Source organism: Mycobacterium canetti CIPT 140010059 (assembly GCF_000253375.1).
GTDB lineage: Bacteria > Actinomycetota > Actinomycetes > Mycobacteriales > Mycobacteriaceae > Mycobacterium > Mycobacterium tuberculosis.
Genome location: NC_015848.1, coordinates 58,089 through 73,631, shown reverse-complemented (window position 1 = coordinate 73,631; position 15,543 = coordinate 58,089). Strand labels below are relative to the sequence as shown.

Sequence of the window (15,543 nt, the reverse complement as noted above, 5' to 3'; positions counted from 1 at the left end):
GATTAGCGCCAGAACAGCGCTCGGAGTTCACCGGCTAAGAATGCCGGCTTATCCACCGGGCGTTTCGGCGGCATCGATGGCCTTCTCTAACCGGTCGAGCACCGCGCGCAGATCGGCCAGCGTTTCCCGCAGTTCGGCCACCGTCGCGGGGGGGACGTCCGGCCCCCGGGGCGGGGCGGCCGGCGGTTGGGTCGTTCTCGGTGGCGGTACGGCCTGCGGCGGTGCCGGCCCGCCGGCTCCCGGCGGTGGCACGCTGGCGGCATCACCGCCGGGAGCGGTGGCCACCCGACCGGTGCCGGGCCCAAATACCTGATCCAAAGATTCGGCCAGGGTCGGTGCGTACCCGACCCGGACCCCGCCCTCGGTGCGGGGTTCACGCACGCTGACCAGCACCCGGGAAAGTTGCGGGAAAGTCGAACTGCTCGGGCTTGTCGAGATCCGCTCGGTGTAGAGCGGTTCCACATAGAGCACGCCGCCGTCGGCGATCGGCAGCGACAAGAGGTTGCCGTAGTGAATCCGGTTTGACCGTTCCAGCAGGGTGCGCTCGGAGGCGACCCGAGTGTCGGAGATCATCGAGTTCTGAATTTGTTGCGGGCCTTGGGTCAGGGTGTCGGTGGGTAACTCCAGCACGGTCAGCTTGCCGTAGTTCGCCGGATCCGAGTGCGCCGAGATGTACGCGGAGAGGAATTCGCGGTTGTAGCCAACCATCGCCGACGCCAACCGGAAGGACGGCTGGGCGCTCTGCTGGTCGCCGACGAGGACGTAGAACGGCGGTTGAGTGGCGTTAGCGTCGTTGGTCGGGTCGCTGGGCACCGACCAGAAGGCGTTGGTGGTGAAGAACTCTCGCGGTTCGTCGACATGATACTTGGCCAGCAAGCTACGTTGGACCTCGAAAAGGTCCTCCGGATAACGGAAGTGGGCACGCAACTCGTCGGGAATCTGGTCTTCGGACTTGACGGTTCCGGGAAAGGCACGCATCCAGGTCCGCAGCACCGGGTCGTCTCGATCGAACTGAAACAGCGTTACGGTTCCGTCGTAGGCGTCCACGGTTGCCTTGACGGAGTTACGCACGTACGACACCTGCTTGCCTTGCCGCACAATGCCGGTCGGGCTGGTCACCGGGCCCTCGAGCGAGCTGCGTTGTGCGTACGGATAGGTGTCCAAGGTGGTGTAGGCGTCGACGATCCAGACGATCCGCCCGTTCACCACCACCGGATAGGGGTTGTCGTCGGTGGTCAACCACGGCGCCACGCGTTGCACCCGTTCCTTCGGGTCGCGATGGATCAACACCTTCGACTCCGAGCCGATCTCCCGGGAGAACAGGAACTTGTGCTGGGCGAACTTGGTGGCAAACACCGTGCGGTTGAACCAGTTTCCGATCGACACACCCCCGGCGCCGGTATAGGTGTACTTGGACGTGTCGGTGTCATACTCGCGCGGCGCGGACCCCGGGGCTCCGCCCACGATCGCGTAGTCCGGATCGGCCTGGGCGATCACCTCGCCGTAGTAGACCCGTGGCTGCTCGACCGGGATGACCTGGCGCCCAGAACCCAGCGACGCGATGTCACTGACGGCGTATATCGGATACCCGCTGTTGCTGTCGGAAATATTCTCGGCATCGCGGGCCGCCGCGTTCACCCGATTGGCCGGGGCGGCCACGAAGCCGTTGCCATGCGTGTAGACGGTGTGTTTGTTGATCCAGTCGGTCTGATTGCCGGTGAGGCTTTTCGGCGAGAGCTCCCGGACGCCGACGATGTAGTCCTGCAGCTCACCGTCGATGCGATAGCGATCGATGTCGAGTATCTCGGCGAAGCTAAAGAAATTCTTGAGCTGCTGTTGCTGGGTGAAGGTTCGGGACAGGATATGCGGGTCCAACAGCCGCACCTTGGCAATCGTGGTGACATCCACGGGCACGTCGCGCGGCTGTTTGGTACCGATGCCCGGATAGCTACGGTACTGGACCCAATCGCCACCGATCCGATACGCCTCGCGGGTCGCTTCGATGTTGCGTTGGATATATGGGCGTTCGACATCGGCGGCGTTGGGACGCACCGAGAACTGCTCCATCAGCAGCGGCCACAGTCCACCGACCAGGATCGCCGACAGCACCAGCAGTGCGGCGGCCATCGCCGGAATCCTCAAGTCGCGCAAAAAGATCGCGGTAAAGAATGACACCGCACACAATACCGCGATCGCCACCAGCACAAGCTTGGCCGGCAGCTCGGCGTGGATATCGGTGTAGCCGGCGCCGGTGAAGGTCGGCTCCTTACGTCCACTCGACAACAGCTCATAGCGATCCAACCAGTAGGCAACCGCCTTCAGCAGTACAACCGCGCCGGCGAACACTGCGAGTTGAACGCGAGCTGCCTGGGTCAGCATGCCTCTGCCGGTTGTCAGCCGAAGGCCGCCGAACAGGTAATGCGTCAACAGGCTCGCTAGAAACGCCAGAACCACGGCCACGAACAGCCAGTTCAGCACCGACCGGTAGAACGGCAGATCGAAGACGAAAAACCCAATGTCATAGCCGAATTCGGGGTCCACGATGCCAAAGGTGCCCCCGTGTACGAACAACTGAACCTTCACCCAGTCGAACGAAGCGATCAGCCCGCACACCACACCGAGCGTGACGGCGATGCCCCACCCGAACAGGCGCGGCCGGCGCATCACCGCGCTGCGAAGTGGCGCGACCGGGTCCCGCTGCGGCTCGTCGGGTACAAAGAACGGCCGCGAGCGATACGCCAGCAGTAGGGCAGCAAGCACAATGCCGGCCACCACAAGTGCGACCGCTGCGACAATCGCCAGGCGGGTCAGCAGTACCGTGATCCAGACGCTGCGGAAACCGACCTCACCAAACCACAACCAGTCAACGTAAATATCGACTAGCCGGGGTCCAAACAGCAGCAACGCGAGCATGCCCATGCCTGCCGTCACCAGCAGGCGGGCACGCTTGGGCAAGACCGGACGTTTTCCCGGCGAACCTGTCTCCATCCGCGCCTCCTAACTCCACAGCCGTATCGCGACGAATCGGCTACCGTCGCAACGGTGATGTGGCCGGATGCTCCCCGGCCTCGGCGGCATTTGCGAGCGCCTGGCGGCGGCTTTCCGGGCGTTCGCCCGCAGCAGGGGTGATGGCCGCCAGCAGTGCGATGACCAACCCCGCGATAACAGACACGGAAAGTTCCATGATCACTTCCCAGGGTAGACGAGGATGGCCCTGCCGCGTTTCTGAAACACGTCCATCGTCGCTCCGACCGGCCTAGCGGTGCCCACCGCAGCGCTCAAGGTCTCCGCCAGCAACGATATGCCGCGCGTCGGTCGCCGACATCCAGCGTGCTTCCGGTCTCGCGCCAGGCGAGCCTGACGACCTCGGCGATCTCGACGAGAAGGCCTGGCAGGTCATCATCGACAACGCCTGTTGGCGGTTCGCCATGGAATTCGGGCGTTGCCGAACAGAGCTACCCACTGTGCGGCGGTGAAGTCGCGCGGCAGCGCATCGGCACGGATTCCGTTGGCTCGCGGCCATCCCGGTCGCACCGACTGCCTACCCAAGATCTGACCCAGCCCACACCCGCGCGCGGTGAACACCCGGCGCACCAGCGCTTGATAGTCCGCCCGGTCGGGGAGTCGACCAGTGGCTCGGTCCGTCGGGTGTTGGTCAGCAGGTCACCGTCGACGTCGGGCCGAGGCCGAAACGTTGTTGCCGGAATCCGTTGCATCAGTGCAAAATCAAGCCAGGGCCAGCCCTGAGCGGTCATCATTGTCGCACCGCGAACACCGGCGCGCCGGCGCGCCACCTCCCACTGCATCAGCAGCATCGCGTCGGTCCAGCCCGACGCGTTCAACAGTCGGCGCAGCATGGCGGTGATGTGGTGGATGGGGAGGTTCCCGACGACGGTATGCGGGTGGCGCGGTAGCCGGTCCCGCAAGAAGTCGGCGGGACCACCGTTGTGGGCGAGGTGACCCGACGGCGCAACGGTCAGCCCAACAGCGATCGATTTCGATAACGGTGACCGGGCGGTTCACGTCCGCTTCAGCGTGCGCTACTCCCCGACCCGCTGACCAATTCCATCATCTTGCCGCAGCAGCACGCCGGGTTCAGCGTACCTGGGCAGGTCGGTGGCGCACCCTTGGTCACCGTCACCTCGCAGCCGCACGCCGGGTCCGGGCACCGATACAACTGACCCTCTTTGAACGCCATGATGAGTCCCCGTTCTCGATACGTTGCATCCGGCCAGCCCAAGTTAGAACCTTGACCCATGGGCAAGGTCAAGCACGAACGCCAGGATCGCCCGCCCGCCGTCGCAATGACCATCGGCCGGGCCGCAGCGGCCGCGGGGCTCAGTCGGAAAGCCGTGCGGCTCTATGAGATATGCGGGCTACTGCGTGCCCCCGCGCGCAGCGCGGCCGGCTATCGCCTCTACACCGAAGCCGACATCGCCCGGCTGCGATTTATCGCCGCTGCCCGCCAGCTCGGACTGCACATCGGTCAAGTCGCCGAGATCCTCAACGCAGCCCACGACGGCCAACGACCGTGCGCCACCACCAATCAGCTTCTCGACCGACGGATCAGCGAGATCGACCACGTCGTCGCCGAACTGTCCGCCCTTCGCGATAAGCTCACAGCGGCACGCGACACACCCGCTGCCGACACCGCTGCCGACGCCGCGATCTGCCCGGTCCTCGAGAATCCCCGACTGCACAAAGCGCCACCAACACCGCAGCCCCCTCCGTCCAGACGCGGGGCTACCTCCCGGGCCAGGTCACAACCGCACGCTCGAGCCACGTCGAGTTGACACGGCACCCGTTCCGTCTGGACCCAGCATTCGTGGCGTCAAACGGTTCGCTTGTCTGTTACCCGCGGGGCGAACATTCGCAGACGTGCTGATTCCTGGCCCCATTGTTGCGGTTACCCTGGGCCAATGAGCAGCCAGCGAATACCCGGTGGCGTCGTGCACAAGCTGCCCGCAGACCTGCGCGAGTCGCTGATCGCCAACGCCACGGCCCTTGCCGCTTGGCAGGACATCACACCGTTGGCGCGCAACGAGTTCATCTGCTGGGTCGAGGATGCCAAGCAAGAGATGACCCGACAGCGTCGCATTCGTCGCACCCAGGAGGAGCTGGAGCAAGGGCAGCGCCGGCCCTGCTGCTGGCCGGGGTGCAAGCACCGCGAGCGCACCGGTAAGTAGGCGCTCGTGGGCTAGTACTCATGCGGGGCTACTAGAAGTTCAGCCCGGAGAACATGACCCGGCTGGGGTCATACTTCTGACGTACTGCGCTCAGCCGGGACAGATTCGGGCCAAAGTAACGTGCCGGCGGTTGGTTTACCTCGAGATAGTTCACATAGCCGCCAACCGAATACGCTCGCACCGCTTGATGCGCGGTGTTGAGCCAGCTGGTCGCTTCCAACGGGGGGCCGGAGGTTTCGACGTACCACTGCACCAGCGCCGACTGCCGACGCCACGGGAAGGCCGTGGCCCCCGGTGCCACAGCGGCGAGGGCGCCGTCGAGGGCGTGCATGATCGCCAACATGCGGCCCGCTCCACGCGGAAAGGCGTCGACCGCCGAGGCGATCCCCTGGGCGGCCGCCGGAGTGATCGCCGTGAAGACATCGGATCCGCCGACATATCCCAGCGGCGACGGGTTGAGGTTCCCGACGGCCAGATATCTGACCAGGTCCAGATAATTGAACGTGTGGTTTTCGGTGCCGGTCGGTTGCGTTCCGACGGCCGAAACGATGGCGGCCGCCACGCTGCCGCCCGACCCGGCCGGGCAGGTCGCAAGGATGCGGCAATGCGTGCCCAGCGGGTCGACGGTGGCATCGGCCAGTGCCCAGCTGCCTCGGTCGGCGGTTCGCAGCCAATTCTGCCAACCGACCAGAACCTGCGCGAACGACTGCGGTGGGAAATTGAGGTTCACGACGTCGAGGTCCCCGCTGGGGAACGTCGCGAAGGTCAGCGAGGTTGTCACGCCGAAGTTGCCGCCACCGCCACCGCGCAACGCCCAGAACAGGTCGGGGTGGTCGGTGGCGGACGCGGTGACCGCCTGGCCGCTGGGCAGCACCACCGACGCCGACGTCAATTGGTCACAGAGCAGGCCGGCGTGCCGGGAATTGGCGCCCAGCCCGCCGCCCAGCGCGTGTCCCGCGACACCGACCGTCGGGCAGGTGCCGGTCGGGATGCCCCGGCCGGCCGCGGCCAACACCTGGTGCATGGCGTACAAACCGGTGGCGGGCGTCACCGTGACCCGCCCGGTGGTGGCGTCGTAGTTGATGTCCCCAGGTAGCTGACGTAGGTCGAGCACCATGGCGCCGTTGGCCGTGGACGCCCCCACGTAGGAGTGCCCGCCACCGCGTGGGGCCACCTTGAGGTTGTTCGCGGCAGCGAACGCCATCGCCTTCTGCACGTCCAGCTGCGATGTCGGGGTAACGATCACCGCCGGCGTATAGCCGTTGTAGTTGGTGTTGAAAACCTGCTTGGCCGTTGCGAATTGGGGACCGTCGTCCGGTTGTAGCACTTTCCCTCCGAGGGCGGAAGAAAGAGCCTCCCAGCCAGAGGCAGCCGGATCCGCGGTAGCCCGGACCGAGCCGAAGACCGCGCCGGCGGCCAACGCTCCGGCGGCACCCCGCAGAAACGTCTGGCGTGAGATCTCACGCGCCAACGTCGGGCTCCCGTCTCGCGACGGTCACCAGCGCGGCGCAGCCCGACGCTGCGGGCCGGCAGCACCCCGAATTTTGGGTCATGTCCCGCATTGTCGACCACCCGAACCGCGGTGCCGCATGACGTGTCACGAGGTAGTGGAAACGTGCCCGAACCGTTACCCCACCTGGCCGAACCCGACGCCGACGGCCCAACGGCCGCACGCTCAGCCGGTCTGCGCGTGAGGTCTCTACTGGCCGGCGTTGTGGGCCAGATCGATGGCGTACTGGCTAACGAACCGACCCGCCTGGGGCTCGCCGCGACCGCAGGTTCCGTCGGATTCGCCGGGACGTTTGATCCACAGGTAAGCGTCGGCGTGCGCGCCCGCGGTGGCCGTGGTGGGCGGTGCGCCCAGGGCGCGGCCGCTGGGGTTGCACCAGTTGAGCGGGGAGTCGGGTGCTGGTCCGGCGCCGTTGCGCGACGTGTCGATCACGTAATGCGAACCGTTCGTGAGCCCCGAAATCGCCTCGCCATAGCCGATTTCCTCATCGGTGGTGTAGAAGTTCGAGACGTTGAGGCTAAACCCGCGCGCGCGGCCCACACCGACGTCGTTGAGCCTGGCTGCCATTGCCTCGGCGCTCAGCCAGCGCGAATGCCCCGCATCGACGTACACGGCAGCGGCCGGGTCGCGGGTCAGCGTGTCGACGGCGTAGCGCACCAAGTCGAAACGTTCTTGGCGCTGGTCAGGCGACAGGCAGTCGGCCATGGCCAGCGCATCGGGTTCGACGATGATCGTTGCAGGCGATGAGCCCAGGCCGGATGCGACGGCGTCGATCCACCCGCGGTAGTCAGCGCCCGTCGCGAACCCACCGGATGCGTAGCTACCGCAGTCGCGATGGGGGATTCCATAAAGCGTCAGAACCGGCATGGCGCCGGCAGCCTGCGCCGCGCCGGTGTAGCTGGCAACCGTGCCGCCGACGGTCGCCGCCGGGAATGCCTGGTCGAGCCAGTAGGACTGCGGGGTGTTGGCGACGGAGGTCAGCTCGGCGTTCGGCGGGTTGGCGTTGCGCGCGGCGACCATGGCCGCCGAGGCGGGATCGACGTAGAAGGGCTTTCCGGCCAGCGGGTTTGCCGCATCGACCAGGATCAACGCCGGGGCCCGAACGACCCGCACCGGGTCCGCGATAACACCGATGGAAGCAACGGCTGCAACCCCCAGGAGGGGGACTATCCACCGCGCGACCGAACCAATAGCTGATGACATCACCCGAGCAAAATAATGCCGCAATTCGACAAACGCCAAATGCCGACGACAGGTGGCGGGCGCTGGCCGTGTCCAAGGCCGGCGCCCGGGCAGAGTCCCGCGCCATCGCTGCCCAGTCCGACGCGTCATATACAATCGCCACGGCGGCTGTGCCTTCCCGAGTCAGTGCCTCGTCCTGGTACGTCGATGCCGGCACGGCATCAACCGAACAGGATTTCAGGCTGTTCTCGGGAATGTCTGCCCACTACGACTCATTGCCGCGGCTCATCCGCAAGCGCTGACCATCGCTTGGAGTCCGCCGAGTCGATTCAACGTTTGACGGAGTTTGAAATGAAGTTGAAGTTTGCTCGCCTGAGTACTGCGATACTGGGTTGTGCAGCGGCGCTTGTGTTTCCTGCCTCGGTTGCCAGCGCAGATCCACCTGACCCGCATCAGCCGGACATGACGAAAGGCTATTGCCCGGGTGGCCGATGGGGTTTTGGCGACTTGGCCGTGTGCGACGGCGAGAAGTACCCCGACGGCTCGTTTTGGCACCAGTGGATGCAAACGTGGTTTACCGGCCCACAGTTTTACTTCGATTGTGTCAGCGGCGGTGAGCCCCTCCCCGGCCCGCCGCCACCGGGTGGTTGCGGTGGGGCAATTCCGTCCGAGCAGCCCAACGCTCCCTGACGGCTGGGCGTCGGCGCACATCCTTAACGACGAGCCGGTCGCTTTCAGGCAGTCATAAGAATGCGGTCGAGGGCAACACCGATGCGATCGTCGCTGTAGATCCGACCCTTGCGTTTTGTCCACTTTCGGACCGCGGCCGCTGCCGTGGCTGGTTCCTTGGCGCCCTCACGTGTGGCCACCCAATGCGTACTGGCGAGCAGCTCAACCCCGTATGGGCCTTCAAAGCCTTCGATGACGCGCAACACCGTGTCGACTGCGGCGCTCACCCGGTCAGCTGCCGCATCGGTGGCCAGATAGTCCGTTATGGCGTCAGTTCCCTTAGTAGTCAACGAGATCGGTTGGTTCGCAAGAACTCTTGCGGTGCCGTCACCCAGGCCGACTGTGAATGCGCCCTCCATTCCTTGCAGTAAGTGACGGACACGTTCGCTGTATGGCCCGTATCGGCCGGGCGTGAAATCTAGCGCAAGATCGGGATCGGCCTCGTTGGCGAAGTACATGAGCTTCTGAATCTCCAGATGCGAGATCCCTGCAGGGTCTTCCCACGGCTCCATCGCGCGGCGCTGCTGGAGATATCGCCGCATCGCTTCGAGTATGACGGCGCGCCCCCAGGTCATCCGAAGTCCTTCGACGCCCTCGATGGCGCGAGATCCACCTGATGGGGGGTAGATCACGGCGTCAACGTCGGGCAGCTGCTGGAATGCTGATACGAGCCGTTGCTCGACATCTTCCCAATCCAGACCTCCGTTGCCCACCCCCAGCGGGGGAACTGCCACAGAAGCAATGTTGAGTTCACGGATCACGCGGATGAGATCAATGAGGCCGGCGTCGATATAGGCCAGCTTCGACGGTGCACGCCAGTGTTTCTTGGTGGGGAAGTTGATGATGTGTTTCGGTCCGTCGAGCTGTCCGGTGTCGACGACGAACATCTTGCCGATGGTAACTTCGCCGCGTTTGCACGCCTTTTCGTAGGCGGTGAACATCTCGGGGTAGCGGCGTTTGAACTGCAGCGCAATTCCCTTGCCCATCACCCCAACACAGTTGACGGTGTTGACGAGCGCTTCGGTGTCAGCCCGAAGGAGGTCGCCAGAGCCGTACGTGATCATATGGCCTCCTCCTTCCTTAGTAGTACATGCCGGGCTTGATGACATACTTTCGCACCCCACCGACAGGATCGAGCAGAGTTCGTACCCGTGTCATCGTCTCGGTGTTATAGCAACACACGTAGCTGACCAGCTCGAACGGGACATGGCCGTATACCAGGATCTCGGCGGCGCGGCGGCTCTGGCGGTTGGGGTCGTCATCGGTGTTGTGCCATTGCCGCTGGCAGAGCAGGTCAAAGTCGACGAAGGTGCCGAGCGTGTCGACCTGGCGGCTGAACTTGGTGTAGCTGGCTGCAGCATTGCCGTCACTGGCGCACCACGTCAGATCCGCGTCTATGATGTCGCCAAGCGCCACCCCGAGGTGCACCAGCGGGCCGGCACCGCCGGAGTAGCCGGAGTGGCCCTTGCATACGACGTAGAGCATGGGCGACCGCGCCGCAATGTAGAACGGCACATGATCGCTTGCCATCGACGCCGGGTACCTGCTGTCGGGGGCGACGACTTTGTGGCGGCGCAACTCCTTGACTGGGTTATATGCCACCTCGGTCGTCGGGGTGACTGCTGAATCGGCCAGCAGACGGCCAGCGGTGATGATCCCAGGGAGATTGTCGGCATGGGTGAAGTGCCAAACGATCCAGTCATGGGGACGCTTCCGGTCGGGACCACCGCTACGGGCGACAAACCCCGACTCAGGCTTGTATCTGGTGATCATGCATTAGTCCCACTGGTTCGACGTCCTGTCGCCCTGATCTGACTCATCTCACGCATCAACCACGACGCGTGTTGCTCGGGGACTTCAACGCCGCCGCGGATGCGTGGACCGGTCCGCCCTGATGGCCCCATCATTCGTGAGATTCGGCCACGCTCCGTGAGACCCCACACATCCGCATGTCACCGAGCCATATTGGCGAAGCGTGACAGGTGCAGTTGATGCGCTACGGTGACCGTCTTCGTCGGACCGTTGCGGTGTTTGGCGAGAATGAAATCCGCTTCTCCCCCACGTGGATCGTCGCGGTCAAAGGCGTCGGGTCGATGCAGCAGGATGACAACGTCGGCATCTTGTTCCAGCGAATTGTGCAAACTAATGCCATTGGCGACGAAATTGTGTGTGCCGCTTACAGTCCCATCGAAAACATGTTGATCTCCAATGCTGGTGATCTCCACGACGGTGTCCCAGTACGCGTCGCCTCTCGCCAGCTCATGGATCGCTCGATCTTCGATCCGCGCCTCCGCGCGATGCGGCCTTGACCGGCTCGGGGAATGCTTCCACATCGTCGGTTCGTGGAGCTGGATGTCCATCATCTGTTTGGCGGACAGTCGGTTGCCGACTTGCGCCCATACTTTTTTCGGCGCGCTGTCCAGGTTCGGGTTGCGAACCGGTCCTTTGAGCTGACGCAGCATCTCTTGGGCCGCCACCGCTTCGGCGCCGTGAACGCCGACGTGACGAAGGAACCTGACCTGATCCTTCGCGCCACGAATGTGCAGCCGCCACGAATCGTGGCCGCCCAACTTTGGGGCGTGTGTGATCCAGGAAAAAATCCCAACCCGAAGCAGCAATTGAGCCACATCGTCGATGAGACGCCTACTGGTTGAGCCGTAGTAGACCCGGCCTTGACCATTCGTGGCATCCCACCGAACAGAGCCACCAGCGCTCCACAGATGCCGCAGAAACAACGCCACCTGGTCATTGGGGGCGCGAAATACAGCCTCCGGTACGCATTTTTCGTGGCTGCGTTTCGTGAATAGCCCTAGGCCAGCCAGCCACGCCGCAATCGGCGTGCACCGCCCGCGCGGTAGTCGTTGCCGCGCCGGGCGCAACGACGGCACTCGAGCTGCGAGGTAGTCGTCGCGGATCGCAGCCCCATCCGAGTGCGCCGCCGAGACCGTCACCGCGGCCAGGTTCGCCTCATCCACCGGCTCGTAGCGGATCGGCTGGTTCTTCAGGCACGACCCGTCACCGATCATGCGAGCCAGCGAAATGAGCTCAGACTCGGGCATCCGCTGAGTGTCGATGGGCTCAGGTACCCGGCGCGGTGCTGCGATCCGGTCACCAACCTTCAACTGCGCCAAGGGAGTCCAGCCTTCGAACTTCATAAAGGGGTGGCTGCCGGTGGCCTCGACTTCGCGTCCGGAAGCCAGCCGAAGCCGAAACACTTCCTTGCGCCCGCTCGGGAACACGTTGATCATCGGCCGGGCCACCATGCGCAGCCGCTCGTCCAGCGACCACACCATGGGACGTTCACCGCTTCGCATGAGCTCACCGAAGGCGACCTCAGCGCCGGTATCGGCGCGCAAGATTCTGGTGGACGCGGTCAGGCAGCCCGATTCCCTGAGGTCGGCCAGCATCGGTTTCTTATCGGTACGCTGCTCGGGCCCACGGTTGAGCTGGCTGATCGCGACCACGGGAACCTCAAGCTCTTTTGCCAACAGCTTCAGATGCCGCGAGAACTCCGACACCTCCACCTGCCGCGATTCATACTTCTTGCCCGAGGTCATCAGTTGCAGGTAGTCGACCACGATCAACTTCAGGTTGGCCTTTTGCCGCAGGCGGCGCGCCTTGGCACGGATCTCCATCATGGTCAGGTTGGGCGAGTCGTCGATAAACAGTGGCGCTTCGCTGATTTCGCTCATCCGCCGCGCCAGCCGGGTCCAGTCGTCATCGCTCATCCGGCCCGAACGCATGTCGGAGAGCTTGATTTTGGCCTCCGCCGACAGCAGTCGCATGACAATCTCGGACTTGCTCATCTCCAGCGAGAAGATGACGCTGGCCATCCGATGCCTGATCGAGCATGACCGCATGAAGTCCAGCCCAAGGGTGGACTTTCCCACGCCCGGGCGCGCCGCCACGATGACCATCTGCCCCGGATGCAGGCCGTTGGTGACCTCGTCGAGTTCGGTGAAGCCGGTAGCCACCCCGCGCGCCAGGCCGCCACTGGAAGCGATGGCATCGATCTCGTCCATCGTCGGTTGCAGCAGGTCCTCAAGCGCCACAAAGTCTTCCGACAGCCGCCGATCCGCGACGTCGTAGATTTCGGCCTGCGCGCGATCGACCACCTCGGCCACATCCGCGCCTTCGGCGCCGGCATAGCCGTACTGCACCACCCGGGTTCCGGCCTCTACCAGCCGGCGCAGCAGCGCCTTTTCGGCAACGATGCTCGCGTAGTAGCCCGCGTTGGCGGCCGTCGGCACCGTCGAGATCAGGGTGTGCAGGTAGGGAGCACCGCCGATGCGGCGCAGCAGCCCACGGCGATCCAGTTCGGCGGCCACCGTCACCGCATCAGCCGGTTCTCCCCGCCCATACAGGTCCAAAATGGCGTCGTAGACGTTCTGATGCGCCGGACGATAAAAATCGCCGGGCCGTAGCCGTTCCAGTACATCGGCGATGGCGTCCTTGCTCAGCAACATCCCGCCCAGCACGGACTGCTCGGCGGCGAGATCCTGCGGTGGTTGACGGCCGTAATCTTCACTGGGCGGTGAGGAGTCCATGCCGGGCGCTAGGTCATCAACGACCGCCATGGGCTCTCACCTCCTCCGACACAAGCACCCGAACGCATATTCGACAACCTATCCAGAGCGTAAGTCGCCGCACCGACACCACCGCCCAAGTCACCCACATCGCCTAGCGCCGGGAAGACGCTAAACGTTGCTGGCAAGTACTCCAAGGGGCCACTGTTTATGGAGCTGTGCATCGCATGTGCATATCCGTCGACCTCTGTGTTGAGCGGGGTGTGGAGAACCTGTGGATCAATACGGCCCGTTACGACATCACTGCTGTTAACGGCCATACAACGCGACGCCGTTTGTGTGGACAAGAATCTCTTCGGCGTGTCGAGCCAGGTTACCGCGCCGGGCGTGTTGGCTTTCAGACACATTTTCCTGACGTTAAGGCCCGGTGAAGACACCCGCCCGCAAACGCCGGCCGAATAGTTCGCCAGCATCACCGCACCGGACCGTGCGGTGGACACCCAGGGCATGGCGAAACCCCGGCGGCGGCCGACCGCGGTCACCACCGGCATGCGCAAACTGTTGTGGCCTCAGCTCGCCTTAGCTCTGCGCCACGACGTCCAGCGATACCTCGACATCGATTTCCGGGTGCAGGTGCACCGACACAAAATGCGTGCCCACGGCCTTGATGTGCGTCTTGGGCAGCCGAACGATCCGCTTATCGAGGTTTGGTCCACCGGCCTTCTTGATGGCAGCAACCACATCTGCGGCGGTCACCGAGCCGAACAACTTCCCAGAATCAGCTGAAGTCTTCACCGGCAGCGCTATCGGGCCGAGCGCCTCGATCGCCGCCTTGATCTCGTTGGCGTGCTCTAGGTCGCGTACGCTTTTGGTTTCGCGGGCCCGGCGGATCTCGTCAGCCTGCTTCTGGGCTCCGCGCGAGGCGACGATCGCCAGGCCGCGCGGGAGCAGAAAGTTACGGCCATACCCGTCCTTGACCTCGACAGTGTCGCCGATGGACCCGAGGTGATCGACATCGGCCGTGAGAATGAGCTTCATGGTATTTTGCACTCTCCGTTGGACATTCGGCGCTACCGCACCGAAGACGTAAAGGGCAGCAGCGCCACCTCGCGGGCGTTCTTCACCGCGAGCGCGATGTCTCGCTGGTGCTGCACGCAGTTGCCCGTGACCCGACGCGCGCGGATCTTGCCGCGCTCGCTGATGTAGGTGCGCAACAGCGCGGTGTCCTTGTAGTCGATCGCTTGGTCCTTCTTCGCGCAGAACACGCATTTACGCGTCTTGACCGGCTTTTCCGGAGCCGGGCGCCGCTTGCTGGACTTGGCCATGAGTGTCTATCTTTCCGTTTCTTGATTTGCAGTTCTTGGGGTCAGAATGGCGGTTCGTCATCGCCGCCGCCGAACGAACCCGACGCCGGTGCGCTGCCCCACGGGTCATCTCCCGAGGCGCTGCTGGCCTGCGCCGGCGCCGGACGGGATCCGCTGCCAAACCCGCCGCTGCGGCTGGCCTTGTTGACCTTGGCGGTGGCGTACCGAAGCGAAGGCCCAATCTCATCGACCTCGACCTCGATGACGGTGCGCTTCTCGCCCTCACGGGTTTCAAACGACCGCTGCTTAAGCCGCCCGCTAACGATGACTCGTGCCCCCCGGGTGAGGCTCTCGGCCACGTTCTCGGCCGCCTCCCGCCAGATATTGCACCGGAGGAACAGCGCTTCGCCGTCTTTCCATTCGCCGGTCTGACGGTCATAGATCCGGGGCGTTGACGCCACGGTGAAATTCGCCACGGCCGCACCGGACGGGGTGAACCGCAGCTCGGGGTCAGCGGTCAGATTTCCGACGATGGTGATGGTGGTGTCACCAGCCACAATTTCCTCCTGCGTCCGCCTGGGTTCGGCGGCTGGTCGTGTTCTTCTTCGCCGAGCCTACGTAACCGCACCGACAGCGAACAGCCAGTGCCTGGCAGGCCGATTAGTGCTTGTCGGTGCGCATTACCTTGGTGCGCAACACCGACTCGTTGAGGCTGAGCTGGCGGTCGAGTTCGGACACCGTCGCCGGGGCGGCTTTCACGTCGATCACCACGTAGATGCCTTCGGCATGCTTGGCGATCTCGTACGCCAGCCGACGCTTGCCCCAGATGTCCACCTTTTCGACTTTTCCGCCGTCCTTACGGACGACGTTGAGGAACGTCTCCAAGGACGGGGCTACGGTGCGTTCGTCGAGGGTCGGGTCGAGGATGACCATGATTTCGTATGGACGCATAGGAACCTCATCACCTCCTGTGGTCGTGTGCGGCCACGGTCGATCCGTGGCAGGAGGGTCGCCTGCGTCGGCAACTCGCCCAGGCTACACGAGAGCCCTCGACTGCGAAAATGCCGACCAGGCACCACCGCACTCCAGGCTTAACCCGGTGCGAC

At 64.2% G+C, this 15,543-nt stretch carries 15 protein-coding genes and 1 pseudogene; 4 read left to right on the top strand and 12 right to left on the bottom strand.

Annotated features, from left to right (window positions below):
- Positions 1-48: 48 nt before the first annotated feature.
- The 3 genes and pseudogenes from MCAN_RS00360 to MCAN_RS00355 all read right to left on the bottom strand — a co-directional run.
- The gene (locus tag MCAN_RS00360; protein WP_014000016.1) at positions 49-2,988 is read right to left on the bottom strand and encodes a UPF0182 family protein; all 2,940 of its coding nucleotides are present in this window, start codon (positions 2,986-2,988) and stop codon (positions 49-51) included.
- A gap of 40 nt (positions 2,989-3,028) precedes the next feature.
- Positions 3,029-3,190 (bottom strand): hypothetical protein, encoded by a 162-nt coding sequence (locus tag MCAN_RS20860; protein ID WP_003899796.1) that lies wholly within the window; start codon positions 3,188-3,190, stop codon positions 3,029-3,031.
- Between the two features lie 209 nt (positions 3,191-3,399).
- Positions 3,400-3,932, bottom strand: a pseudogene (locus tag MCAN_RS00355) (rRNA adenine N-6-methyltransferase family protein); the annotation flags it as partial.
- A 324-nt stretch (positions 3,933-4,256) separates the two neighbouring features.
- Here MCAN_RS00355 and MCAN_RS20850 point away from each other — a divergent pair.
- Together MCAN_RS20850 and MCAN_RS00345 are read left to right on the top strand one after the other, a co-directional pair.
- Complete coding sequence (locus MCAN_RS20850; RefSeq protein ID WP_014000015.1) at positions 4,257-4,793, top strand: MerR family transcriptional regulator; 537 nt, start codon at positions 4,257-4,259, stop codon at positions 4,791-4,793.
- Between the two features lie 126 nt (positions 4,794-4,919).
- On the top strand, positions 4,920-5,186 hold the full coding sequence (locus MCAN_RS00345) for a YdeI/OmpD-associated family protein (RefSeq protein WP_015287748.1): 267 nt from the start codon (positions 4,920-4,922) through the stop codon (positions 5,184-5,186).
- Between the two features lie 31 nt (positions 5,187-5,217).
- Here the strand turns inward: MCAN_RS00345 and MCAN_RS00340 are convergent, their stop codons facing one another.
- Entirely contained in the window at positions 5,218-6,657 is a 1,440-nt protein-coding gene (locus MCAN_RS00340; protein WP_014000014.1) for an FAD-binding oxidoreductase, read from the bottom strand.
- A gap of 228 nt (positions 6,658-6,885) precedes the next feature.
- A complete protein-coding gene (locus MCAN_RS00335; protein WP_014000013.1) occupies positions 6,886-8,028 on the bottom strand; it encodes a glycoside hydrolase family 6 protein in 1,143 nt (380 codons plus the stop codon).
- On the opposite strand from MCAN_RS00335, the gene MCAN_RS00330 reads away from it, so the two are divergent.
- On the top strand, positions 7,923-8,180 hold the full coding sequence (locus MCAN_RS00330; RefSeq protein ID WP_224994150.1) for a hypothetical protein: 258 nt from the start codon (positions 7,923-7,925) through the stop codon (positions 8,178-8,180). The two genes, MCAN_RS00335 and MCAN_RS00330, sit on opposite strands and share 106 nt — an antisense overlap.
- A gap of 49 nt (positions 8,181-8,229) precedes the next feature.
- A complete protein-coding gene (locus tag MCAN_RS20845; protein ID WP_003899794.1) occupies positions 8,230-8,568 on the top strand; it encodes a hypothetical protein in 339 nt (112 codons plus the stop codon).
- Positions 8,569-8,612: 44 nt separating this feature from the next.
- Here MCAN_RS20845 and darG read toward each other — a convergent pair whose 3' ends face one another.
- From darG to rpsF, 7 genes are all read right to left on the bottom strand, one after another.
- Positions 8,613-9,671 carry a toxin-antitoxin system antitoxin DNA ADP-ribosyl glycohydrolase DarG gene (darG, locus tag MCAN_RS00320; protein ID WP_003400551.1) on the bottom strand — a complete coding sequence of 353 codons (1,059 nt, stop codon included), beginning with the start codon at positions 9,669-9,671 and terminating at the stop codon, positions 8,613-8,615.
- Positions 9,672-9,687: 16 nt separating this feature from the next.
- Positions 9,688-10,380 (bottom strand): toxin-antitoxin system toxin DarT, encoded by a 693-nt coding sequence (darT, locus tag MCAN_RS00315; RefSeq protein ID WP_003400548.1) that lies wholly within the window; start codon positions 10,378-10,380, stop codon positions 9,688-9,690.
- Between the two features lie 179 nt (positions 10,381-10,559).
- Positions 10,560-13,184 carry a replicative DNA helicase gene (locus MCAN_RS00310; protein ID WP_014000012.1) on the bottom strand — a complete coding sequence of 875 codons (2,625 nt, stop codon included), beginning with the start codon at positions 13,182-13,184 and terminating at the stop codon, positions 10,560-10,562.
- 528 nt (positions 13,185-13,712) lie between these two features.
- The gene (rplI, locus tag MCAN_RS00300; RefSeq protein ID WP_003400543.1) at positions 13,713-14,171 is read right to left on the bottom strand and encodes a 50S ribosomal protein L9; all 459 of its coding nucleotides are present in this window, start codon (positions 14,169-14,171) and stop codon (positions 13,713-13,715) included.
- Positions 14,172-14,203: 32 nt separating this feature from the next.
- Positions 14,204-14,458 carry a 30S ribosomal protein S18 gene (rpsR, locus tag MCAN_RS00295; RefSeq protein ID WP_003400540.1) on the bottom strand — a complete coding sequence of 85 codons (255 nt, stop codon included), beginning with the start codon at positions 14,456-14,458 and terminating at the stop codon, positions 14,204-14,206.
- A 41-nt stretch (positions 14,459-14,499) separates the two neighbouring features.
- On the bottom strand, positions 14,500-14,994 hold the full coding sequence (locus tag MCAN_RS00290; RefSeq protein WP_014000010.1) for a single-stranded DNA-binding protein: 495 nt from the start codon (positions 14,992-14,994) through the stop codon (positions 14,500-14,502).
- A 103-nt stretch (positions 14,995-15,097) separates the two neighbouring features.
- On the bottom strand, positions 15,098-15,388 hold the full coding sequence (gene rpsF / locus MCAN_RS00285; RefSeq protein ID WP_003400520.1) for a 30S ribosomal protein S6: 291 nt from the start codon (positions 15,386-15,388) through the stop codon (positions 15,098-15,100).
- Between the last annotated feature and the right edge of the window lie 155 nt (positions 15,389-15,543).